Genomic DNA, 23,890 nt, shown 5'->3' with positions numbered 1-23,890 from the left:
AAAAGGCGCCGATGCGCAGCGCCGGAATGGTTAAAGATTAAGCCCCTGATATACGCCAAACAATCCGATAATCGACTGAGTGTTCGATTATCGAACACATTGTTACCTGGCTACCGGTTCTATGATCGTTCCCACGCGCCGCAAAGGAATGCAGCCCGGGACGCTCCGCGTCCCAAAAGCGGACGCAGAGCGTCCATCGAGGCATTCCCACGCAGAGCGTAGGAACGATCAAGGTAAAATGTCAGGTCGCATCCGCATGACTGACCACACCCTTGATCACCACCGCCGCAGTCGCCAAAGCCGCCGGAATCACCAATGCCGTCAGCACTTGCTCGAAATTCCAGCCCAGCCCCAGCAGTGTCGCGCCCATCCATGCACCCAGGATCGCGCCGAAACGACCAATCCCGAGCATCCACGACACCCCGGTAGCACGCCCTTGAGTCGGATAAAACCGCGCCGCCAGTGACGGCATCGCCGATTGCGCACCGTTGACACACATGCCGGCCACCAACACCAGGGTCGCCAGGAGGGTGATATTGCCCAGGCTCTGCCCTACCGCGTAGGCGAATATGCCGGCCAGCAGGTAGAACGTGCCGATGACCTTGTGCGGATTGAAGCGGTCCATCGCCCAACCTACGCCCACCGCGCTCAACACCCCGCCGAACTGGAACAGCGCGCCGATGAACGCGGCCTGCTCCATGCTCGCGCCACTGTCGCGCATCAGGGTTGGTAGCCAGCTGGTCAACAGGTAAACGATCACCAGACCCATGAAGTAGGTCAGCCACAACAGCAAGGTGCCAACGCTGTAGGCGCCGGAGAAGATCACGGCAAACACGTTGCGCGCCTTCACGGTTTTCTGTTCCGGCACGCTGAAGCTCGATGCCAGGGCGACCACCTTCGGGTCGATGGGCGCCAGGGTCTTGCGTACTTTGTCGGTGTCGCGATTACGCACTACGAGATAGCGCGCCGATTCCGGCAGCCAAAGCAGTAAAACGACGGCAAGGATCAACGGCAGAATCCCGCCGATCAGCAACAGGCTGTGCCAGCCGAACGCCGGAATCAGTTTGGCCGAAATGAATCCGCCACCCGCCATGCCGAGATTGAAACCACAGAACATGCTGGTCACCAGCAAGGATTTCTTGCGCTCCGGGGTGTATTCCGACAGCAGCGTGGTGGCGTTCGGCATCCCGGCACCCAACCCCAGGCCAGTGAGGAAGCGCAAGACCAGCAACTGATCGACATTCGTGCTGTAAGCCGACGCCAGGCTGAATGCACCGAACAAGAACACGGCACCCACCAGTACGATTTTTCGCCCGAAGCGGTCAGCCAAAGGGCCGGAGCCCAATGCGCCGAAGACCATGCCGATCAGCGCCGCACTCATGACCGGACCCAGGCTGGCGCGGTCGATGCCCCAGTCCTGTGACAGGGCCGGGGCGATGAACCCCATGGCCGCCGTATCGAGGCCATCGAGGAAGACAATCAGGAAACACAGGATCACTACTCGCCACTGATAGCGCGAAATGGGTTGGGCATTGATGAAGGACTGCACGTCGAGGCAGTTTCCTACAGCAGACTGAGGCTGATTCATTATTTTTATTCCACGCAAAAGTACACAGTCGAACAGCTGCCAGCGAAGGGTTGGCGCAGCCGCGACAGTAATAATCCGGAGGAAACAGCGTCAATTCACTAAAAGCGACTCCGTGCGATTATCGAACAGCTTAGGCAAACAACTGTGCGCTGAGGTCGCGGCTGGCGCTCAGCAGACCGGGAAGGAAACGCTGCTCCAACTCGTTTCGGCTGACCCGCCCCGCATGGGTACTGACATTGAGGGCCGCGACCACCTGACCGGAAGCGTCGTACACCGGGACGGCAATGGAGCGCAGGCCCTGTTCGAGTTCCTGATCGACGATGCACCAGCCTTGTTGCCGCACTTCTTGCAGGCATTCGAGCAATGCCTCGGGGGTATGGATGGTGCGACTGGTCTTGGCTTGCAGGTCGGCGTGGTCAAGGTACTCGCGCAACGAGGTGTCATCCAGGGCCGCCAGCAGAATTCTGCCCATCGACGTGCAATAGGCCGGCAAGCGCCCGCCCACCGAAAGGTCGACCGAAATCAGGCGCTGGGTGGTCGCCGAGCGGGCGATGTACAAAATGTCATCGCCTTCCAGGGTGGCCATGTTGCAGGCCTCATGGAGTTGCTCGCTCATGCGGTCCAGGTACGGCTGCGCAGAAACAGCCAGCGGCGTCGAGGACACATAGGCATGGCCGAGGGTCAGCACTTTGGGTAACAACGAATACGTACGGCCATCGGTCGTGGCATAACCGAGTTTGATCAGCGTGTGCAGGCAACGTCGCACGGCGGCGCGGGGAATTTCCGTACGGTGGCTGATCTGGGCAATGGTAAGGTGCCGCTTGCGCTCCTGGAAGGCTTGCACCACGGCCAGTCCACGCGCCAGCGAGGTCATGAAATCCGGATCACCGGTCAGGGCCTGGATTCGTTTGGCGGGTGAAGCAACGATCGGCGGTGCCACCGAAGCGAAGGAGTTGCGCAGTTGATCATTCATGTAAGGTCCTTTTCCCGGACGGATCGGCGAACTATTACAGGGCACTGGCGGTAGGGTACACAAGCCCGGCTCAGCAAGATTGGGCGATTATCGAACCATCGCTCGATAATCGCAATCCGTGCCGTTCATGATGCATCCGGCTATGCAGCCATCAATACATGTTTTGTGCAGGCGCCAGTGCAGACTTCAAGGGGCAATGTAACTGTCTTAAGTTGTGCGAGTTAATGGCGCCAGAAAGGCATCGCCGTACAGTGGCATCATCCTGTGCCCTAGTTGCCAGTAAAGGTTATGGGCAGAAAAACAATCACACATCAAGATCCACTTTTAACTCTATCGTGATAGTGTTCTGTAAATCGCTCGCTATAATGTAATTCAGTAGCCATTCGGATTTTTATTAGCCGATCCCGCTACCCGGTGGCGCGATGTTCCATCGCCGCTCTCCACAGCAAGCACCTGTCGCCGACTGCATCTGCATCGCGCCAACGCGCTCGCTGAAACAGGATCTGATGCTACGTCAGCTGTTTATCTCTGGTGCCGTGGCCGCCTGCAACATGGAAGTAATGATCGCACTGTCGCAAAAACGATGCCTGCAAGGGCTTTTTGCTTTCGACGCGTGCGCTCAATACATTAGGTGCAGCGCGTTTCACCAGAATTCATCTCAACTCAATCAGGTAGCACCGTGACAAAAGACGAACTGCGCGCGGAACTTGAGCGCCAGGAACAACGTTACAAGGAAGTTTACGGCGGGGAAGTCACCACCTACGCCGCCCAGCCAGAACCGGAACGCAAGCCATGGCGCAAACGCGCCACCGTTCAGGATCAGGTTTTCAAGCAAGAACTGGAAAAAATGGAAAAGGAACTCAAAGCCGAGGAGCCATGATGGCCTGGGCTTGAATACTTGCAGGTTGCATCCGTTAAAAACGGGATGTATAGATGTTGCCTTTTGCGCCCGCTACGAGCGGGCAGCGGCCGCCTTGCCCACCGGACGAGGTTGAAGGCTCGAATCTGACCCTTTTTTCAGAAATTTCATACAAGCACGCTCACAGTCCCTACTGGTGAGGCAAACCCCTGTGCCTGCGGGCTTTTCAAAGAAATTCAAGCACTTGCAGGACCCGGAAATTCGCTGGGTTTGTGGGCACCGTTGCAAAATAATTCGTTGAAGAATGTTACCGATGAGCTGCAAGTGCATCGATTTCCAGTCTTTTCTGGCATAATCGCGCCCCCTTATGACCGGGTCAGAAAACCTTCATGATCGATTTATTCAGCGGACTGGATGCTTGGGTGCTTGTGAGCCTCTTGCTCGCCCTGGCTTTTGTCCTCGCCTTCGAGTTCATCAATGGATTTCATGACACCGCTAACGCGGTAGCCACTGTTATCTACACCAAGGCCATGCCCCCACATCTGGCGGTGTTCTTTTCCGGTGTGTTCAATTTCCTCGGCGTATTGCTCGGTGGCGTTGGCGTGGCGTATGCCATTGTTCACCTGCTACCGGTTGAACTGCTGATCAACGTGAACACCGGCCACGGCCTGGCGATGGTTTTCTCGCTGCTCGCAGCGGCCATTACCTGGAACCTGGGCACCTGGTACTTCGGTATCCCGGCCTCCAGCTCCCACACGCTGATCGGTTCGATCCTCGGCGTGGGCCTGGCCAACGCCCTGATCAACGATATTCCGTTGGCCGACGGGGTGAACTGGCAGAAGGCGATCGATATCGCCATGTCGCTGGTGTTCTCGCCGATGGCAGGCTTCCTGATCGCCGCGCTGATATTGATCGGCCTTAAGTGGTGGCGTCCGCTGTCGAAGATGCACAAGACGCCGGAGCAGCGCCGCAAGATCGACGACAAGAAACACCCGCCGTTCTGGAACCGCCTGGTGCTGGTGATCTCGGCCATGGCCGTGAGTTTCGTGCACGGTTCCAACGATGGCCAGAAAGGTATCGGCCTGATCATGCTGGTGCTGATCGGTATTGTGCCGGCGCAGTTCGTTCTCGACCTGAACAGCACCACCTACCAGATCGAGCGTACCCGCGACGCCACCTTGCACTTGAGTCAGTTCTACAAGCGCAATGCCGACTCCCTGGGCGAGTTCCTGGCCCTGGGTAAAAGCGTTGAAGGCGATCTTCCGGAGAAATTCCGCTGCAACCCGCAGCAGACCGAACCGACCATCGACGCGCTGCTGGGCACCCTCAAGGGTGTAGCCGACTACCACTCGCTGTCGTCGGAAAGCCGCATCGAAGTACGCCGTTATCTGCTGTGCCTGGACGACACTGCGAAGAAAGTCAGCAAATTGCCAATCCTGGCCGCCCGTGAAAAGGCTGACCTGGACAAGCTGCGCAAAGACCTGACCACCACCACCGAATACGCGCCGTTCTGGGTGATTCTAGCGGTCGCCCTGGCCCTCGGCCTGGGTACCATGGTTGGCTGGAAACGCGTGGTACTGACCATCGGCGAGAAGATCGGCAAGCAAGGCATGACCTATTCCCAAGGCATGTCGGCGCAGATCACCACCGCGAGCCTGATCGGTATGGCCAACATCTTCAGCCTGCCGGTGTCCACCACCCACGTCCTGTCCTCGGGCGTGGCCGGCACCATGGTCGCCAACAAAAGCGGCCTGCAAGGCGGTACCGTCAGGACCATCCTGCTGGCCTGGGTCCTGACCCTGCCGGCAACCGTGGCCCTGTCGGCCGGTCTGTTCTGGCTGGCATCGAAGGCACTCGGTAGCTGATAGGCAGCCGAACGAAAAAAGGCGCGCTCCGAAAGGACCGCGCCTTTTTTATGCCTGCACAATTTACTGCTTACTGTAGGAGCGAGCATGCTCGCGATGAACCCGAGAGCGCCGTGGGGTGTCAGGCTCCCATCGTTATCGTTGACCTCCATCGCGAGCAAGCTCGCTCCTACAGGGTTTGCGCTAACCGAAAGATTTTTCGCAGGCGAAAAAAAAGGCAACCGAAGTTGCCCAAAATGCCTTGCGTGCTCATTGCATCCAGAAAGACCTACGGTTTTTTCCGCTTGTGCGAGTCTTTCCAGATAAAAAATCCGAACCCTGCGAAAAACATAAGCATGAGGCTGACGGTCAGCACTCCGGCGATCACCACGTTGTCGAAAAACATGACGCGTCTCCTGCAGTTGCCTTGTTGCGATGGAGCCAAGGTAACCAATCGGGCAGGAGAGAATATTGACCGGGATCAATGTCGCCCGGGACCGGGCGCAGAAGGAGGGGAAAAACTGACCTGCATCAAATCGATGCAGGGGGATTCAACGCTTTTTCGGTTTGCTCTTCGGCTTTTTCTTCGCTTTGCCCAACGGCATGGCCTGCTCGAACGCCTGGCGCACTTCATTCAGGCGCTTGTCGTTAAGATCATGGACACGCTTGGCGCGTTCGGCATTAAGGTCGATCAGCTTGTCATCTTGGCTCATGGCGTCAGTGCATCGCTTGAAATGAAATTCAATTGCCGCAGGGTTCGGCAGGATTGTGCCAATAATGCGGTCTGGCGACGGCGCTGACCAGCCACGGACTCAAATCTCGATATCGACCCACAACCCCTGACGAGGCTGGCCATCCATCAACGGGGCCACCGGCACGGTGTTGTCGGCATTGAGTTCGTTGCCCGGGATCGCCAGGTGCGCTTCAGGGTCCTCGTCAGCTTCACGGCGGCGTCTTTGCTGCTCTTGCTTGCGCCGCTGCTCCTCGCGCAACAGTAGGGCGGCCTCTTGCGGATCGCGTTTTTGCAGGTCGATGGTGCTGTCGCTGGCACTTTCCTGCATCGGCACGACGGGCGCGATGTCCGGGCGCGGGCGGACCGGGTCGTGCTGGGAAGTGATCGGCACGGCACTCAAGGGGAGCATCGGTGGCAGCATATTTATCAGTCTCCTGTCAGCAGGCTGTCGGCCGCGACGACGGCGACTTGAGCCATCGGTCGCAAACTGTGTCCCTATCGGCACGGCGAGAACTGTCGCAGGCTACGATTTCTTCAGCCTGGCAAGATCAAAAGATCGCCGCCCAGGGCAGTTCCTGCACAGGTATTCCTTTGGTCTGGAGACCTGATTCCGTTAAGATAGCCCGCTTTTTCAAGGTGGGAGTCAGGCAGCATGGCGCAGCAGTATCAACCGGGGCAACGCTGGATCAGTGACAGCGAAGCGGAGCTGGGTTTAGGCACCGTTCTGGCACAGGACGGCCGCTTGTTGACCGTGCTCTACCCGGCCACTGGCGACACTCGCCAGTATGCGCTACGGAATGCGCCCCTCACACGCGTGCGGTTTTCACCAGGTGACACCATCACTCACTTCGAAGGCTGGAAACTGACCGTACGCGAAGTCGACGACGTCGATGGCCTGCTGGTCTATCACGGCCTCGACGCGCAGAACGAAGTGGTCACCCTGCCGGAAACCCAACTGTCGAACTTCATCCAGTTCCGTCTCGCCAGCGACCGTCTGTTCGCCGGGCAGATCGACCCCCTGGCCTGGTTCGCCCTGCGTTATCACACCCTGGAACACACCAGCCGCCAACTGCAGTCCTCGCTGTGGGGCCTGGGTGGCGTGCGTGCGCAACCGATCGCGCACCAGCTGCACATCGCCCGCGAAGTGGCCGACCGCATTGCGCCACGGGTTTTGCTGGCCGACGAAGTGGGCCTGGGCAAAACCATCGAAGCCGGTCTGGTGATCCATCGCCAACTGCTCTCGGGCCGCGCCAATCGCGTGCTGATCCTGGTGCCGGAAAACCTCCAGCACCAGTGGCTGGTGGAGATGCGCCGCCGCTTCAACCTGCAGGTCGCGCTGTTCGACGAAGAACGCTTCATCGAAAGCGATGCCTCCAACCCGTTCGAAGACACCCAGCTCGCCCTGGTGGCGCTGGAGTGGCTGGTGGACGACGAGAAAGCCCAGGACGCGCTGTTTGCGGCCGGTTGGGACTTGCTGGTGGTCGACGAAGCACACCACCTGGTGTGGCACGAAGATCAGGCCAGCCCAGAATACTCTCTGGTCGAGCAGCTTGCTGAAACGATCCCGGGCGTCCTGCTGTTGACCGCGACCCCGGAACAGCTGGGCCAGGACAGTCACTTTGCCCGTCTGCGCCTGCTCGATCCGAACCGCTTCCACGACCTGGCTGCGTTCCGCGCCGAGAGCGAAAACTATCGTCCGGTGGCCGAGGCCGTTCAGGAGCTGCTGGAAAAAGGTCGCCTGTCGCCGCAAGCCCATGAAACCATTCACGGCTTCCTCGGCAACGAAGGCGAAGCCCTGCTGACCGCCGTCAACGATGGCGACACCGAAGCCAGCGCCCGCCTGGTGCGCGAACTGTTGGATCGCCACGGCACCGGCCGTGTGCTGTTCCGTAATACCCGTGCCGCGGTCCAGGGTTTCCCGGAGCGCAAACTGCATCCTTACCCGCTGCCGTGCCCGGACGAATACCTCGAACTGCCGCTGGGCGATCACGCCGAGCTGTACCCGGAGGTCAGCTTCCAGGCCCAGCCGGACGCCAACGAAGAAGAGCGCTGGTGGAAATTCGACCCACGCGTCGAGTGGTTGATCGACCAGTTGAAAATGCTCAAGCGCACCAAGGTGCTGGTGATTTGCGCCCACGCCGAAACCGCCATGGACCTGGAAGACGCCCTGCGCGTGCGCTCCGGCATCCCGGCCACGGTGTTCCACGAGGGCATGAACATCCTCGAGCGTGACCGCGCCGCCGCCTACTTCGCCGACGAAGAGTTTGGCGCGCAAGTGCTGATCTGCTCGGAAATCGGCAGTGAAGGCCGCAACTTCCAGTTCTCCCATCACCTGGTGTTGTTCGACCTGCCATCCCACCCGGACCTGCTGGAACAACGTATCGGTCGTCTGGACCGGATCGGCCAGAAGCACACGATCGAACTGCACGTGCCGTACCTGGAAACCAGCCCGCAAGAGCGCCTGTTCCAGTGGTACCACGAAGCACTGAACGCGTTCCTCAACACCTGCCCGACCGGCAACGCCCTGCAACATCAGTTCGGCCCGCGCCTGCTGCCGTTGCTCGAAGAAGCCGACGATGGTGAATGGCAAGCGCTGATCGACGAAGCCCGTACCGAGCGTGAGCGCCTGGAAGCCGAACTGCACACCGGCCGTGACCGCTTGTTGGAACTCAATTCCGGTGGTGCCGGCGAAGGCGATGCGCTGGTCGAAGCCATCCTCGAGCAAGACGATCAGTTCGCCCTGCCGATCTACATGGAAACCCTGTTCGATGCATTCGGCATCGACAGCGAAGACCATTCTGAAAACGCCCTGATCCTCAAGCCGAGCGAAAAAATGCTCGATGCCAGCTTCCCGCTGGGCGACGACGAAGGCGTGACCATCACCTACGACCGCAACCAGGCGCTGTCACGCGAAGACATGCAGTTCATCACCTGGGAACACCCGATGGTCCAGGGCGGCATGGATCTGGTGCTGTCCGGCTCCATGGGCAACACCGCCGTGGCGCTGATCAAGAACAAGGCGCTGAAACCCGGCACCGTGTTGCTGGAACTGCTCTATGTCAGTGAAGTGGTTGCCCCGCGCTCGCTGCAACTGGGCCGCTACCTGCCGCCGGCCGCCCTGCGCTGCCTGCTCGATGCCAATGGCAATGACCTGTCGGCCCGGGTGTCGTTCGAGACCTTGAACGATCAACTGGAAAGCGTGCCACGCGCCAGCGCCAACAAGTTCATCCAGGCCCAGCGCGATCAGCTGACGCCAAGGATCAACGCTGGCGAAGACAAGATCTACCCACGTCACGCCGAACGCGTGGCAGAGGCGCAACGTCGCCTGGCCGCCGATACCGACGAAGAACTGGCACGCCTGACCGCGTTGCAGGCGGTCAACCCGACCGTACGTGACAGCGAACTGGTTGCCTTGCGCAAGCAACGCGAACAAGGCCTGGCCATGCTCGACAAGGCTGCGCTGCGACTGGAAGCGATCCGGGTGTTGGTGGCGGGTTAGTCCCCTGCTCCACCGTTTGAACAAAGAGGCCCGCAGCGATGCGGGCCTGATCGTTCCCACGCTCTGCGTGGGAATGCCTCAAGGGACGCTCCGCGTTCCAGCTCTCGAAAGGGACGCGGAGCGTCCCGGGCTGCATTCCCACGCGGAGCGTGGGAACGATCAACATACAAGCGAGCCTGCTCGCGAGGGCGGTTATGCAGTCGCCGCAGCACCCTCAGGCTCAACCACCGCCACCAACCCATCCTTCATCCGCTTGGCATCGCGCACGAAACACCGCGAAGCCAACACCAGGAACACCATGGTGAAAAACAGCGCCACCGGGATCAGGTACATCGCATCATGCAGGCCCACCGCCTTGAACGCCTCGGTCATCTGTTCGGCGCCGGCCGAGAGCATGGCCGTGTGGGCAAAGTGATCGGACAACGCGCCCACCACGACGGGTCCAAGACCGCCACCCAGCAAGTACAACCCGGCAAAGAACAGCGCCATGGCCGTCGCACGCAGGCGTGGCTCGACCACGTCCTGAATCGCCGTGTAAACGCAGGTGTAAAAGTTATAGGCAAACAACCAGCCCAGACTGAACACAGCCACGAACACGCCAATTTCGATCCGCCCTGAATGCAGCGCCCAGGCAGTACACAAGGTCGAGATAATCAGGCTGAACGCGGCAAACAGCAGACGACCATTGGCGACCCGCTGGTGGATCTTGTCCGCCACCCAACCGCCCAGTGTCAGGCCGAACAAGCCGGTCACGCCGACGATCACCCCAGTTGCCACTGCGGCCTCCTGCAACGGCATCAGGAAATAACGTTGCAGCATTGGCACCATAAACGAGTTGCAGGCATAGGTGGCGAAGTTGAAACACAATCCGGCCATCACCAGCCACAGGAAGGTCGGTACTGCCAATACCCGGCGCATCGGTCGGTCAATCTTCTCCTGTGACACCTGCACGCTTTCAGCCGCGCCGCGTTTCGGTTCCTTGATGAAAAACATGAAGATCGCCAGGATCAGCCCCGGTACCGCGGCAATGAAGAACGGAGCACGCCAGCTGTCAAATGCCTCGACCATCGCGCCGATGGTGAAGAACGCCAACAACAGACCCAACGGCAGCCCGAGCATGAATATGCCAATGGCACGCCCCCGGCGATGCGCCGGGAACAAGTCGCCGATCAGCGAGTTGGCGGCCGGTGCGTAACTGGCTTCACCGATACCGATGCCCATGCGCACGATCAGGAAACTCCAAAAGCTGCCGACCATGCCGTTGACTGCAGTCAGGCCGCTCCACGCCGCCAGGCCCCACCCCATCAACTTGCTGCGCGAGCCAGTATCGGCCATTCGTCCCAGCGGCAGGCCGGCGATCGCATAGACGATGGTAAAGGCAGTACCGATAATCCCCAGTTGAAAGTCGCTGAGGTGCCACTCCATGCGAATCGGTTCGACGATGATGGCCGGGATCGTGCGGTCGAAGAAGTTGAACAGGTTGGCCAGGAACAGCAGGAACAGAATGCGCCAGGCATTCGCCGCTTGGGTCGAGTTCTGCATGGGTCCGTCTCTTTTATTGTTTTGGGGGCTTCACTGCCAGTGCAACCGAGCCCGGAACCTGCAATCTAGTCAGGTGGGCCAGGACTGTCTGTAATTATTCGTAAAGCTGATATCCGCCCATGGGAACCGACGCGACCCATGCAACATTTTATTTCCAAACGAACTAAGCCCCATTCCAAAATCATTGGGAGACAATGTGCCACTATTCCTTGCGTTCAATGCACGGCCTCTATACTCCAACACATTCGCCAGCGTTGATTGCCGGCCAAGGAGACAACCACGGGGCATGCTATGGAATGGCTTGGTCTGCATTTCACTACAGAGCTAGCAGACAGCGGACAGGTCATACTCCATTGCGTACATGACCCTTTTCTGGTGCTGCTGGCTTTTCTGGTCGCCTGCGCCGGCTGTTTTGCCACGCTTGATATGGCCGAACGGATCAGCCATGCGCAAAAACCAGCTTCCCAACGTCTATGGCGCTGGATCGGCGCCGGATGCCTGGCCGGCGGAATCTGGGCCATGCACTTCATTGGCATGCTGGCGTTCCAGGCGCCGATCGACGTGCATTACCATTTGCCCATCACACTGTTGTCCCTGTTGATCGCCCTCTGTGCGTCGTGGCTGGCGATGCACACCCTGAGCCTGCCTACCCTGAATTTCCGGCAATGCTGCAAGGCGTCGATCATCATTGGCCTGGGCATCGCCACCATGCACTACGTGGGCATGGCCGCCATGCGTTCGCAAGCGACGGCCTACTACCAACCTGCACTGTTCATCCTTTCCATCATGATCGCCATCGGCGCCAGTCTGGCGGCACTACTGCTGGCGAGCTATCTGCGCAATGGCGCGGGTATTTTTCACCAACTGCTCAAATGCGGCGCCAGCCTGGTGCTGGGAGCAGGCATCTACAGCCTGCATTTCACCGGCATGGCCGCCTTCAACCTGGTACTGCCAACCGGCACCCTGTTGACCCAGCCCGGTGAAAACAACCATCTGCAACTGGGCCTGACGGTAGCCGTCATGACACTACTCATCATGGGCAGTTGCATCAGCGCGGCGCTGGCGGACAAGAAGCTGCAACGCAAGGACCGTGACCTGCTGCGTGTCAACTCGCTGCTCAGCCAACTGGACCAGGCGCGCATGTCTCTGCAGCAGGTGGCGCACTATGACGCCCTGACCAACCTGGTCAACCGTCGCTGGTTCAACCAGCTGTTCGCCGAGAAGCTCCTGGAGCGCACTCAAGCAAGCGGCATGCTTGCTGTCCTGTTCCTTGATATCGACCATTTCAAGCGCATCAATGACAGCCTCGGCCACGATGCCGGCGATGAACTGCTCAAGGTGCTCGCCCGGCACATCAAAAGCTCGGTGCGCAGTCATGATGATGTGGTGGCACGCTTTGGTGGCGACGAATTCTGCATCCTCATCGACCTGCATGACCGTGAGGAAGCGCGACAGATGGCCCAGCGCATCATGCTGAAATTGAAGGAACCGATCGAGCTGTCCGGGCGGCGCATGGTCATGACCACCAGCATCGGCATCAGCGTGTTTCCCGAGGACGGCAAGACCTGTGAAGAACTGTTGAAAAACGCCGACCTGGCCCTGTATCAATCCAAGGACAGCGGCCGTAACGGATTGAATTTCTTCAGTGCCAACCTGAAAGCGCGCGCCATGCTGGAGCTGCAACTGGAGGAAGAATTGCGCCATGCCCTGCGCGAAGGCACCGGCCTGATGCTCTATTACCAACCGATCTATGACCTGAAAACCGGCCAGGTCAGCAAGCTCGAAGCGTTGATCCGCTGGCAACACCCCGTCCACGGATTCCTCGCGCCGGACCGCTTCATTGGCATAGCCGAGGCCAATGGTCTGATCATCGAGCTGGACAACTGGGTGCTGCGCAAGGCCTGTGAGGACTTGGGCGAGCTGTCGCGCCAGGGTTGCGAGCACTTGAAGATCGCCATCAATTGCTCACCCCTGACCTTGGCGCGCGAAGAACTGAGCGACGAAATCTCACGCGCATTGCGCAGCGCCGGGGTGGAGCCTCATCGCCTGGAACTGGAGGTCACCGAAAATGCGCTAATGGGCAGCATTGCCGATACCCTGGTGTCGCTACGGCAAATACGCGCCCTCGGCGTATCGCTGTCGATCGATGACTTCGGCACCGGTTATTCATCCCTGGCTTACCTCAAGCGCTTGCCGCTGAATACGCTGAAGATCGACCGCTCATTCATCCAGGACATTCCAATAGCCACCCAGGACATGGAAATCGTCCAGGCCATTATCGTCATGGCCCACACCCTGCATCTGGAGGTGGTCACCGAAGGCGTCGAAACCTTCGAGCAGTACCAGTTTCTCGAATGCCATGGCTGCGATTTCGTCCAGGGTTACCTGCTCAGTCGCCCGGTACCGCTGGCCGAACTGCGGCCAGTGCTGAACGAAATAAACCAGCGCAAGCATTCGTACAGTGTCACGCACCTGAGTCTGACTCACGGTACATCTGCACTAATGTAGACGGGTCTTTCTCCAGGAAACCCTGGCTCCCATGCAGGCGCATCAATTGCGCTGCCAGGCCGCTGATCGGCGTCGCCGAACCTTGTTCGCGGGAAAACTTCACCGCGCAGTCCAGATCCTTGAGCAAGGTCCGCACGTGCCATTTGACCGGTTCGAAACGACTCTCGGCCATTTGCGGCGCCAGGAACTGCAAGGGCCTTGAATCGGCAAACCCACCGGCCAGTGCCTCGGCGATCAGGCTGGCATCGACCCCGGAGCGCTCCGCCAAGGCCACCACTTCGGCGATGACCAGCGCATTGCAAGCAACGATCATCTGGTTGCAGGCCTTGGTCACCTGCCCCGCTCCCACGGCGCCCATGTGCGTCACTCGCTGGCCCAGACTCAACAAAACGGGTTTGACGCGTTCAAGGTCCGCCACGGTGCCGCCGACCATGATCGCCAGGCTGCCGGCTTCGGCACCCACCACCCCACCGGACACCGGCGAATCCAGCCAACCCATGCCCGTTTTGCCGAGTTCTGTCGCCATTTCCCGGGTCGCCGTGGGTTCCAGGCTGGAAAAATCCACCAGCAGTTGATCCTTTTTCGCCCCCTCGGCAATGCCCGACTTGCCGAAAACCACTTCGCGAACCACCGAGGTATCCGCTAGGCACAACATGACCACCTCGGCGTGCCGGCACAACTCGGCAGGCGTGGCGACCTGGCGTGCGCCGGCCTCGACCAGCGGCGCGCACTTGGCCGGATTACGGTTCCACACCGTCAGCGGGTAACCCGCGGCGAGCAAGCGCCGGCACATTGGCAAGCCCATCAGGCCGATTCCGGCAAAACCCAGGGACGGTAGCATTGACATCATTTTGCCTCCTTCTGATTAAAGAACACCGAATATTGGCCGATTCATCAAGACTCAGGAAAGGATTCCGCCGAGCGACGCACAAGCGAGACTGCGCCGCCCGGGACAAATACGCGCTGATAAAAGACGCGAGTTCTCATTCCGTGACGGTCGACGACAGTATGTCGCCTGACCAACCAGCCCAGGTACATGGCGAACAATGACTTCTAAAAACAACCCGACCCCTGCGCTTTCCGATCTGACGCTGAGCCCGGCGGCGAACAGCCCCACTCCGTCGAAGCCATTGACGCCGTCGCGCCCGCTGGCGACCCAGCAATACCTGTACTTCACCGAAACCAACACCGATCGCATCCTCGACAACCTCGACGGCCTGCGCGACATGGTGTTCCCCCGCCCACCGCATCTGGAAGGCGACAACGAACAGCACAACGATCAGCAATTCCCGTCGGTGTGCCTGATTGGCTTGGGCCGCTGCGGTTCGAACATCGCGCTGGATGTCGCGGAACTGGTCTACAACGCCCGCAAGTTCTACCTCAACGAATTCAACAACGAAGATCGCCTCTCGCCAGACAAGCGCTATGCGGAAAAAGGCTACAGCCCGGCACAGTGGATTCGTAACAATTTGCGCCTGGGGCCGAACAAGGCCACCAAACCGGTGTTCCTGGTAAAACCGCTGGTGATGCTGGGCGACCTGGACAAGGACATTGCCGGGCGTATCCGCTTCTCGCGCAATGGCGAAAAAAGTGGGTTCCTGCGTGACTACAGCAAAATGAAAATCATGGACCTGTCGGAAGTCCATGCCGGGGGTGCCGGTAACGCACCGATCCTCGGCCAGTACCTGGCCAAGATCATCCTGAACAAGGACACCCAGCGCTTCTCCAGCCCGGACTGGAAGATGATCCACTCGTACCTGATCGACAGCTGCGGCATCAAGGCCAACCAGTCGCGCCTGTATTTTTCGATCTTCAGTGCCGGTGGCGGTACCGGTTCGGGCATGGCCTCGGAGTTCGGCCTGGCCCAGCAACACTCGTACATGAACAAGACGTTCGACACCAAGCCGATGGACGAGCACGACAGCAAAAGTGGCCACGCCTTCGTCTTCGAGCCGATCTTCACCAGCGGCATCTGCGTGCTGCCGAACATTTCCGATCACCGCAGTGAAATGTCCGAAGCGCTGCACATCAACGCCGGTCGCCTGCTGTGCAAATACCTGTCGGAAGAGTGGGACTTCTCCTACAACTTCGCTAACGAAGACAGCAGCGAAGCCAGTGTCATGGGCCGTATCCGCCCATGGAACGCGATGATGCTGATCTCCAACGACATCATGCGCTATGCCGAAGAAAGCGACGACGGCAATATCCAGAACATCGACGTCAACGCGATGGAAAAGCATGCCAACCAGTACATCTCGCAGCAGATCTTCAATATTCTGACCGCGCAGGCTGTCACGACCGACTACGACCAGAACTATTTTCGCCGTGCCGGCATCGACATCGGCGAAACCATTCGCCTGGACGCCAACGACCTGTTCATGAGCCTCGCCGGCCCGGTGGCCATTGCCTATGCCGAATCCGTAGTGCCGGAAACCCCGCCGCCGAGCAGCGACAAATTCAAGGTCTTCGACAAAGAACCGCAACGCCTGAACATCGACGACCTGTTCTTCCGCTCCATCGACCTGCCACATTTAACAAGGTCACCCAGGCCATCGAAGGCATCAGCTTGCTGCCGATCGAGTCCAAGCGCTATCGGGCGTCGCTGGAGCAGTACAAGAATTCGGGGTATGACGCGGCCGCCCTGCACGATCTGCACTTCTTCAAGAACTGCTCGTCGGTGGTGTCGATCGTTTCCCTGCCCAAGGACTACAAGCTGTCCTACATGGACCTGAACCGCTTGAAGACCCACCTCAACAGCCTGTTCCCCAACACCACGCTCAAGCGCTATGCACTGGTGATTGGCGCCTCGGCCAACCTGTCCCTGACCACCCTGATCGCCAAGAGCCCGTGCCTGTCGGACGATTTCCTGACCTTGATCGTGGCGTTTATCAAGCGTTGCTTTGCGCGCCCCCCTTACCGCTTCGATGACACCCTGGACAACTCCGTCCTGGACTTCATCATCAACGAACAATTCGATGAAGACCTGATCGACGACCTGCTCAACGAGTTCGAGAACCCGGCGAAAATTCTCGATACCAATTGGTATGCGATCAAACCGATGTACGAGAAGAAGTATCGCGAGCTGATCAACGACAAGGACAAGTTTGTCTCGATCAACGACATCCGCCTGTCCCGCGATTGCGTAAAGAAAGCGATCAAGTACCTGCGTGAGATCTATCGTCACCGGATTGGCAAGACCAAGGTTATTTCGTTGAATAACCATACGGGCAAGACATTCTAAGACCGGCGCAAAACCGAGTCGCCGCCAATCGCGAGCAAGCTCGGCTCCTACAGGTTCGGTAGTGCACACAAAATTTGTATGCGACACCGAACCTGTAGGAGCCGAGCTTGCTCGCGATGACGGCCTCTCATACAGCACAAATTCAACATCCAGAAACAATTAAGCAGCCCGCGGGATGCTCCCCCAACTGTTCCCGTTACGTTTACGTCACCGTGAAGCGTGGCCTTTCTCTACGGCAACCTGCCATCACGCTACTCGGCTACACACTTACCCCGCCAAGTCGTCGCACCAACATGGCGCAACCATTCAAGCCTGCGCCCTTTCCTGAATCAAAATCCACGGTGAAACCACCACTGCCCACAACGGCGGATTGCGTTCGAATAAATCCAGCGCCCGCGATTCAGACAGCTTGGCGACCTTGTCGGCGGCCAGCCAGGCGGCCACTTTCTCTCCTTCATCCGTCGCCATGGCCTCGGCCGCAGCGATCAGATCCAGGCCCGGGTCGACCCACAATAGGGCACCCTTGGCGAAGAACGACTCCAACTCCTTCCAGGTAATAGATGCGGTTTCTCCAAGCAGCTTGGCATAGAGGGTGCTAGGTTCTTCAGTCATGGGTCCGGTCCGGAAAAGAAATCGACGCAATGATAACGTCGGTGGTCAGGCAGAAAAACCCAGAAGCAATTTGCATTACCGAATGAAAAGCGCAGGAATGCCAAGGAATGCACGGAATTTGGCTATAAGCCCGTCAAAACCCCGCCGCAATTCTGACTTTTTCTTTCAAAAAAGCGACACCTCCAAGTTTTGCCCCCCGGCGCCAGCTTCCCAGGCTGACAATCGGCGCTCTACACTGTACCGGTACAGTTGCCGGGGGGCATTTCCGGGGGATGTCGTAGATATCTGACCCGGTTCGGCCGCCAACGGCGCCAGGACTATAAAAACTACAACAGTAAGAGTGGAGCACTATGACTAAGGCTACTAAGCAGATTTCCAAACTGTTTGCCGCTATGGTTCTGGCCGGGGTTGCCAGCCATTCGTTCGCAGCTGACACCATCAAGATCGGCATCGCCGGCCCTAAGACCGGTCCTGTAGCCCAATACGGCGACATGCAGTTCAGCGGCGCCAAAATGGCCATTGAACAGATCAACGCCAAAGGCGGCGTCGACGGCAAGAAGCTCGAAGCCGTTGAATACGATGACGCCTGTGATCCAAAACAAGCGGTAGCGGTCGCGAACAAGGTCGTTAACGACGGCGTCAAGTTCGTGGTCGGCCACCTGTGCTCCAGCTCCACTCAACCGGCTTCGGACATCTACGAAGACGAAGGCGTGATCATGATCACCCCGGCCGCCACCAGCCCGGACATCACCGCCCGTGGTTACAAAATGGTGTTCCGCACCATCGGTCTGGACAGCGCCCAGGGCCCTGCCGCCGGTAACTACATCGCCGATTACGTAAAACCGAAAATCGTTGCCGTCCTGCACGACAAACAGCAATACGGTGAAGGCATCGCCACCGCCGTCAAGACAACTCTGGAAGGCAAAGGCGTCAAGGTTGCCGTGTTCGAAGGCATCAACGCCGGCGACAAGGACTTCTCGTCGATGATCGCCAAGCTCAAGCAAGCCAACGTCGACTTCGTCTACTACGGCGGCTACCACCCGGAGCTGGGCCTGATCCTGCGTCAAGCGGATGAAAAAGGCCTGAAAGCCAAGTTCATGGGTCCGGAAGGCGTGGGTAACGATTCGATCTCGCAGATCGCTCAGAAGTCCTCCGAAGGCCTGCTGGTGACCTTGCCGAAATCCTTCGACCAGGATCCGGCCAACGTTGCCCTGGCTGACGCGTTCAAAGCCAAGAAAGAAGACCCAAGCGGTCCGTTCGTGTTCCCGGCCTACTCGGCTGTGACCGTTATCGCCGAAGGGATCAAGGCCGCCAAGTCCGAAGACTCCGCCAAAGTGGCTGAAGCCATCCACAAAGGTACCTTCAAGACCCCGACCGGCGACCTGAGCTTCGACGACAAGGGCGACCTGAAAGACTTCAAGTTCGTGGTTTACGAGTGGCACTTCGGCAAACCAAAAACTGAAGCCAAGCCTCAGTAAGGCGTTGCCTGACTGACTGCCAATAAAGCCCACGGCGTGCCGTGGGCTTTGTTTTACGAACGTATCTGGGCCGCGCTGGCGTGATCCGCCAGTCTCCCCACCTGAAAATCTCAAAACCGTCATCAGCGGTTCGCTGGCAAACCCGGATTCGAAGTGGATGCAGATCCACGGGGCCCGGGCGGGAAAATGACTCCACCAGTGAAATGCGTATCAGGTTTTTAGGAGCGCTGTAATGCCTGACATCTATCACTTCTTCCAACAGCTGGTTAATGGCCTGACCATTGGCAGCACGTATGCCCTGATCGCCATCGGCTATACGATGGTCTACGGCATCATTGGAATGATCAACTTCGCCCACGGCGAGGTGTACATGATCGGCTCCTACGTGGCGTTCATCGCCATCGCCGGGCTGGCCATGCTGGGACTCGACAGTGTTCCGCTGTTGATGACCGCCGCTTTCCTGGCGACCATCGTCGTCACCAGTGCCTACGGCTACAGCATCGAACGGATCGCCTACCGCCCCCTGCGCGGCAGCAACCGTCTGATCCCGTTGATTTCCGCCATTGGCATGTCGATCTTCCTGCAGAACACGGTTCTGCTGGCGCAAGACTCCAAGGACAAATCCATCCCCAACCTGATTCCGGGCAACTTTGCCTTCGGACCAGGTGGCGCACATGAAGTGCTGATTTCCTACATGCAAATCGTGGTGTTCGTGGTGACCCTGGTCGCCATGCTCGGCCTGACGCTGTTCATCTCCCGCTCTCGCCTGGGTCGCGCCTGCCGCGCCTGCGCCGAAGACATCAAGATGGCCAACCTGCTGGGTATCAACACCAACAACATCATCGCCCTGACCTTCGTCATCGGTGCAGCGCTGGCGGCCATCGCGGCCGTACTGCTGAGCATGCAATACGGCGTGATCAACCCGAACGCCGGATTCCTGGTCGGCCTCAAGGCCTTCACCGCAGCGGTACTCGGCGGTATCGGCAGCATTCCTGGCGCCATGCTTGGGGGGCTGGTACTGGGCGTTGCGGAAGCCTTCGGCGCCGATATCTTCGGCGACCAGTACAAGGACGTCGTGGCTTTCGGTCTCTTGGTTTTGGTGTTGTTGTTCCGGCCAACCGGCCTGCTGGGCCGTCCGGAGGTTGAGAAGGTATGACTAGGAATCTTAAACAGGCACTGTTCAGTGCCTTGCTGGTATGGGCCGTTGCCTATCCGGTACTCGGTCTGAAGCTGACCATCGTCGGCATCAACCTCGAAGTTCATGGCACCAGCGATGCCACGTTGATCACCATCGCCGTGTGCTCGGTGCTGATGTTCCTGCGCGTTTTGTTCGACCAGCAGATCAGCTCGGCCTGGCGCTCCTCGCCGAGCATGCCGCTGATTCCGGCCAAGGCCAGTAACTTCCTGACCCTGCCGACCACCCAGCGCTGGATCATCATTGCGTTGATCGCCGGCGCCCTGGTCTGGCCGTTCTTCGGTTCTCGCGGCGCAGTGGATATCGCGACGCTGGTGCTGATCTACGTGATGTTGGGCCTGGGCCTGAACATCGTGGTCGGCCTGGCTGGCCTGCTCGACCTCGGTTACGTCGGTTTCTACGCCGTCGGCGCCTACAGCTATGCGCTGCTGTCGCACTACTACGGCTTGAGCTTCTGGATCTGCCTGCCAATCGCCGGCCTGATGGCTGCCACCTTCGGCTTCCTGCTCGGTTTCCCGGTGCTGCGTTTGCGCGGTGACTACCTGGCGATCGTGACCCTGGGCTTCGGTGAAATCATCCGTCTGTTCCTGCGTAACCTGACCGGCCTTACGGGCGGTCCGAACGGCATCAGCAACATCGAGAAACCAACGTTCTTCGGCCTGACCTTCGAACGTAAAGCGGCTGAAGGGATGCAGACCTTCCACGAGTATTTTGGCATCGCCTACAACTCGATCAACAAGGTGATTTTCCTGTACTTGGTCGCTCTGTTGCTGGCCCTCGGTGCGCTATTCGTCATCAACCGTTTGCTGCGCATGCCATTGGGTCGTGCCTGGGAAGCGTTGCGTGAAGACGAAATCGCCTGCCGTGCGCTGGGGCTCAATCCTACGGTGATCAAGCTGTCGGCCTTCACCCTGGGTGCAAGCTTCGCCGGTTTTGCCGGTAGCTTCTTCGCTGCCCGTCAGGGCCTGGTGACGCCGGAGTCCTTCACCTTCATCGAGTCGGCGATCATCCTCGCCATCGTGGTGTTGGGTGGCATGGGCTCGCAACTGGGCGTGATCCTTGCTGCCGTGGTGATGATCCTGCTGCCGGAAATGATGCGTGAGTTCAGTGAGTACCGCATGTTGATGTTCGGTGCCTTGATGGTACTGATGATGATCTGGCGCCCTCAGGGTCTGCTGCCCATGCAACGTCCTCACATGGAGCTGCGCAAATGAGCCGCGAGATCCTTAAAGTAGAAAACCTGAGCATGCGCTTCGGCGGCTTGCTGGCGGTCAACGGCGTTGCCTTGAGCGTGAAAGAGAAACAAGTGGTTGCACTGATCGGCCCCAACGGCGCCGGCAAGACCACCGTGTTCAACTGCCTGACCGGCTTCTACAAGCCGAGCGGCGGCAGCATCCTGCTCGATGGCGAGCCGATCGAGGGCCTGCCGGGCCACAAGATCGCCCTCAAAGGCGTGGTTCGTACCTTCCAGAACGTGCGGTTGTTCAAGGACATGACCGCGGTCGAGAACCTCTTGATCGCCCAGCATCGCCACCTGAACACCAATTTCCTGGCCGGCCTGTTCAAGACTCCGGGCTTTCGCAAAAGCGAGCGCGAGGCCATGGATTTCGCCGAGTTCTGGCTGGAAAAGGTCAACCTCAAGGAGTTCGCCAACCGTCCGGCCGGCACCCTGGCCTACGGTCAGCAACGGCGCCTGGAAATCGCCCGCTGCATGATGACCCGTCCACGGATCCTCATGCTCGACGAACCGGCCGCCGGCCTGAACCCTAAGGAAACCGAAGACCTGAAGGCGCTGATCAGCATGTTGCGTGAAGAGCACAACGTCACCGTGCTGCTGATCGAACACGACATGAAACTGGTCATGAGCATTTCCGACCACATCGTCGTGATCAACCAGGGCACGCCTCTGGCCAACGGCACGCCGGAACAGATCCGCGACAATCCTGAAGTGATCAAAGCCTACCTGGGGGAAGCGTAAATGCTGCAGTTCGAAAACGTTTCCACCTTCTACGGCAAGATCCAGGCCCTGCACAGCGTCAACGTCGAAGTCCGCCAGGGCGAGATCGTGACCCTGATCGGCGCCAACGGTGCCGGCAAATCCACGCTCTTGATGACCCTGTGCGGTTCGCCTCGCGCCCACAGCGGCAGCATCCGCTACATGGGTGAGGAACTGGTCGGGCAGGATTCTTCGCAGATCATGCGCAAGAGCATTGCCGTGGTGCCGGAAGGTCGTCGGGTGTTTTCCCGCCTGACCGTGGAAGAAAACCTCTCCATGGGTGGTTTCTTCACCGCCAAAGGCGACTATCAGGAACAGATGGACAAGGTTCTCGGACTTTTCCCACGCCTGAAAGAGCGCTTCAGCCAGCGTGGCGGCACCATGTCCGGCGGCGAACAGCAAATGCTCGCCATCGGCCGTGCGCTGATGAGCAAACCCAAGCTGCTGCTGCTCGACGAGCCTTCGCTAGGCCTGGCCCCGATCATCATCCAGCAGATCTTCGATATCATCGAACAGCTGCGCAAGGACGGTGTGACGGTGTTCCTGGTTGAACAGAACGCCAACCAGGCCCTGAAAATCGCTGACCGCGCCTACGTGCTGGAAAACGGCCGGGTGGTGATGACAGGTACCGGTGAAGCGCTGCTGACTGATCCGAAAGTGCGTGATGCGTACTTGGGCGGTTAAGTCTTAGCGGTAAACAAGAAACGGCCTTTGCGGGCCGTTTTTTTATGCCCACCAAACTTCAACAACGACATTGCCCCCCTGTAGGAGCGAGCATGCTCGCGATGGAGGCCCGGGCACCGCGGGCTTCAAACAGCCCGCGTTTTCGTGAACGTCCATCGCGAACATGCTCGCTCCTACAGGGGGCGCGTGATGATTTAGAGCCGATCCAGCGCCTCCCCGCTGCGCTTGAACCACCCAATCAAATAGTCTGCCAGCACCTGCGTCCGCTTGGGCAACCCACCCTGATACGGATGTACCAGATACATCGGCATGCTCCGTGTCTGATAATCACGCAGAAGCCAGCGCAAACGCCGGTCAGCCAACTCCGCCGGCAACAGGTAGGACGGCAACCGGGCAATGCCGGCACCGGCCAGTGCGGCTTTTTTCAGCAAGCTGTAATGATTACTGGCAAACGGCCCGGAGACCCGCACACGCAGTAATTCGTGCTGCTGGTGATACAGCCATTCTTCGCGACCGCTGTAATGGCTGTTGAGCAAGCATCGGTGCTCGGCCAATGCCTGGGGGGTCTGTGGCTCACCGTATTGCTCCAGATACGCCGGGCTGGCGCAGGTCACTTCGTGCCAGGCCAACAGTGGGCGCGCCACCAGTCGCTGGTCCATCGCCACATCGGACCGGATCGCCAGATCGAAGCCGTCGCGGGACAGATCACGGTAACTGTTGTTGAGCTCCAGCTCGATCTGCACTTCGGGATACCGGGCGGAGAACTCCAGCAACAAGCCATCGAAGAAGGTTTCCCCTAGCGACACTGGAACCGTCATCCGCACAGGGCCGGCCATGTCGTCCTTCAGGCGTGCCAGGGCCTGACGCGCGCGTTCGACTTGCACCGCCAGCGCCTGGGCCTGGGGCAACAACGCAGCGCCCGCCGCCGTCAGGCTCAAGCGCCGCGTGGTGCGCTGCAGCAGGACCACGGAAAACTGCGCTTCCAACTGGCTGATGCGCTTGGACAACTGGCCCTTGCTGCAACCCAATTGCTGCGCCGCCAGGGTAAAACTCCCCGCTTCGATCAACACCGCGAACGCTGCCAGGTCATCCATCTCGCTCATGGATTGTTTCCATTTGAAAACCAAAGGTTGCCTAT

At 59.1% G+C, this 23,890-nt stretch carries 19 protein-coding genes and 1 pseudogene; 11 read left to right on the top strand and 9 right to left on the bottom strand.

Annotated features, from left to right (window positions below; all coding sequences use genetic code 11):
* Nucleotides 1-241 precede the first annotated feature (241 nt).
* Nucleotides 242-1,588 (bottom strand): 4-hydroxybenzoate transporter PcaK, encoded by a 1,347-nt coding sequence (pcaK, locus tag ACA058_RS06495; RefSeq protein WP_497638353.1) that lies wholly within the window; start codon nucleotides 1,586-1,588, stop codon nucleotides 242-244.
* Nucleotides 1,589-1,718: 130 nt separating this feature from the next.
* Nucleotides 1,719-2,561 carry a pca regulon transcriptional regulator PcaR gene (gene pcaR, locus ACA058_RS06490; protein WP_150769781.1) on the bottom strand — a complete coding sequence of 281 codons (843 nt, stop codon included), beginning with the start codon at nucleotides 2,559-2,561 and terminating at the stop codon, nucleotides 1,719-1,721.
* A gap of 422 nt (nucleotides 2,562-2,983) precedes the next feature.
* On the opposite strand from pcaR, the gene ACA058_RS06485 reads away from it, so the two are divergent.
* The 3 genes from ACA058_RS06485 to ACA058_RS06475 all read left to right on the top strand — a co-directional run bounded on the left by ACA058_RS06485 (nucleotide 2,984) and on the right by ACA058_RS06475 (nucleotide 5,285).
* A complete protein-coding gene (locus ACA058_RS06485; protein WP_497638351.1) occupies nucleotides 2,984-3,244 on the top strand; it encodes a hypothetical protein in 261 nt (86 codons plus the stop codon).
* On the top strand, nucleotides 3,241-3,441 hold the full coding sequence (locus tag ACA058_RS06480; RefSeq protein WP_008056863.1) for a hypothetical protein: 201 nt from the start codon (nucleotides 3,241-3,243) through the stop codon (nucleotides 3,439-3,441). The genes ACA058_RS06485 and ACA058_RS06480 overlap by 4 nt, the downstream gene beginning before the upstream one ends.
* Nucleotides 3,442-3,809: 368 nt before the next feature.
* Nucleotides 3,810-5,285: an inorganic phosphate transporter gene (locus tag ACA058_RS06475; RefSeq protein ID WP_497638349.1), complete on the top strand. Its 1,476-nt coding sequence runs from the start codon at nucleotides 3,810-3,812 to the stop codon at nucleotides 5,283-5,285.
* 268 nt (nucleotides 5,286-5,553) lie between these two features.
* Here the strand turns inward: ACA058_RS06475 and ccoM are convergent, their stop codons facing one another.
* The 3 genes from ccoM to ACA058_RS06460 all read right to left on the bottom strand — a co-directional run bounded on the left by ccoM (nucleotide 5,554) and on the right by ACA058_RS06460 (nucleotide 6,418).
* Nucleotides 5,554-5,670, bottom strand: coding sequence for a cytochrome c oxidase subunit CcoM (ccoM, locus tag ACA058_RS06470; RefSeq protein WP_306167737.1), 117 nt, complete (start codon nucleotides 5,668-5,670; stop codon nucleotides 5,554-5,556).
* 145 nt (nucleotides 5,671-5,815) lie between these two features.
* Nucleotides 5,816-5,977: a hypothetical protein gene (locus ACA058_RS06465; protein WP_095945394.1), complete on the bottom strand. Its 162-nt coding sequence runs from the start codon at nucleotides 5,975-5,977 to the stop codon at nucleotides 5,816-5,818.
* A gap of 99 nt (nucleotides 5,978-6,076) precedes the next feature.
* A complete protein-coding gene (locus ACA058_RS06460) occupies nucleotides 6,077-6,418 on the bottom strand; it encodes an aspartate-semialdehyde dehydrogenase (RefSeq protein WP_497638348.1) in 342 nt (113 codons plus the stop codon).
* 231 nt (nucleotides 6,419-6,649) lie between these two features.
* Between ACA058_RS06460 and rapA the strand changes: the two genes are divergently transcribed.
* The gene (gene rapA, locus ACA058_RS06455; RefSeq protein WP_497638347.1) at nucleotides 6,650-9,496 is read left to right on the top strand and encodes an RNA polymerase-associated protein RapA; all 2,847 of its coding nucleotides are present in this window, start codon (nucleotides 6,650-6,652) and stop codon (nucleotides 9,494-9,496) included.
* Between the two features lie 192 nt (nucleotides 9,497-9,688).
* On the opposite strand, the gene ACA058_RS06450 is transcribed toward rapA, so the two are convergent.
* The gene (locus ACA058_RS06450; protein ID WP_497638345.1) at nucleotides 9,689-11,038 is read right to left on the bottom strand and encodes a spinster family MFS transporter; all 1,350 of its coding nucleotides are present in this window, start codon (nucleotides 11,036-11,038) and stop codon (nucleotides 9,689-9,691) included.
* Nucleotides 11,039-11,329: 291 nt separating this feature from the next.
* Between ACA058_RS06450 and ACA058_RS06445 the strand changes: the two genes are divergently transcribed.
* Nucleotides 11,330-13,546 (top strand): putative bifunctional diguanylate cyclase/phosphodiesterase, encoded by a 2,217-nt coding sequence (locus ACA058_RS06445; protein ID WP_497638343.1) that lies wholly within the window; start codon nucleotides 11,330-11,332, stop codon nucleotides 13,544-13,546.
* On the opposite strand, the gene ACA058_RS06440 is transcribed toward ACA058_RS06445, so the two are convergent.
* Complete coding sequence (locus tag ACA058_RS06440) at nucleotides 13,503-14,396, bottom strand: NAD(P)-dependent oxidoreductase (protein WP_497638342.1); 894 nt, start codon at nucleotides 14,394-14,396, stop codon at nucleotides 13,503-13,505. The two genes, ACA058_RS06445 and ACA058_RS06440, sit on opposite strands and share 44 nt — an antisense overlap.
* Nucleotides 14,397-14,592: 196 nt before the next feature.
* On the opposite strand from ACA058_RS06440, the pseudogene ACA058_RS06435 reads away from it, so the two are divergent.
* Nucleotides 14,593-16,787: pseudogene (locus ACA058_RS06435) on the top strand (hypothetical protein).
* Nucleotides 16,788-17,093: 306 nt separating this feature from the next.
* Here ACA058_RS06435 and ACA058_RS06430 read toward each other — a convergent pair.
* Nucleotides 17,094-17,399: a DUF2288 domain-containing protein gene (locus ACA058_RS06430; RefSeq protein WP_497638341.1), complete on the bottom strand. Its 306-nt coding sequence runs from the start codon at nucleotides 17,397-17,399 to the stop codon at nucleotides 17,094-17,096.
* Nucleotides 17,400-17,749: 350 nt separating this feature from the next.
* On the opposite strand from ACA058_RS06430, the gene ACA058_RS06425 reads away from it, so the two are divergent.
* The 5 genes from ACA058_RS06425 (at nucleotide 17,750) to ACA058_RS06405 (ending at nucleotide 22,752) form a co-directional block, all read left to right on the top strand.
* Nucleotides 17,750-18,877 (top strand): branched-chain amino acid ABC transporter substrate-binding protein, encoded by a 1,128-nt coding sequence (locus ACA058_RS06425; protein WP_497638340.1) that lies wholly within the window; start codon nucleotides 17,750-17,752, stop codon nucleotides 18,875-18,877.
* Between the two features lie 232 nt (nucleotides 18,878-19,109).
* Complete coding sequence (gene livH, locus ACA058_RS06420) at nucleotides 19,110-20,033, top strand: high-affinity branched-chain amino acid ABC transporter permease LivH (protein WP_007947264.1); 924 nt, start codon at nucleotides 19,110-19,112, stop codon at nucleotides 20,031-20,033.
* Nucleotides 20,030-21,286: a high-affinity branched-chain amino acid ABC transporter permease LivM gene (locus tag ACA058_RS06415; RefSeq protein ID WP_020798124.1), complete on the top strand. Its 1,257-nt coding sequence runs from the start codon at nucleotides 20,030-20,032 to the stop codon at nucleotides 21,284-21,286. The genes livH and ACA058_RS06415 overlap by 4 nt, the downstream gene beginning before the upstream one ends.
* On the top strand, nucleotides 21,283-22,050 hold the full coding sequence (livG, locus tag ACA058_RS06410; RefSeq protein ID WP_497638339.1) for a high-affinity branched-chain amino acid ABC transporter ATP-binding protein LivG: 768 nt from the start codon (nucleotides 21,283-21,285) through the stop codon (nucleotides 22,048-22,050). The genes ACA058_RS06415 and livG overlap by 4 nt, the downstream gene beginning before the upstream one ends.
* A complete protein-coding gene (locus ACA058_RS06405; protein WP_020798122.1) occupies nucleotides 22,051-22,752 on the top strand; it encodes an ABC transporter ATP-binding protein in 702 nt (233 codons plus the stop codon). It abuts the gene before it with no gap.
* Between the two features lie 194 nt (nucleotides 22,753-22,946).
* Here ACA058_RS06405 and ACA058_RS06400 read toward each other — a convergent pair whose 3' ends face one another.
* Nucleotides 22,947-23,855, bottom strand: a complete 909-nt coding sequence (locus ACA058_RS06400) for a LysR family transcriptional regulator (protein ID WP_497638338.1) — start codon at nucleotides 23,853-23,855, stop codon at nucleotides 22,947-22,949.
* Between the last annotated feature and the right edge of the window lie 35 nt (nucleotides 23,856-23,890).

The sequence above is a fragment of the Pseudomonas sp. LBUM1649 genome (assembly GCF_059716155.1).
The sequence above is the reverse complement of the archived record's forward strand: the minus strand, read 5'-3'. Positions and strand labels throughout refer to the sequence as shown.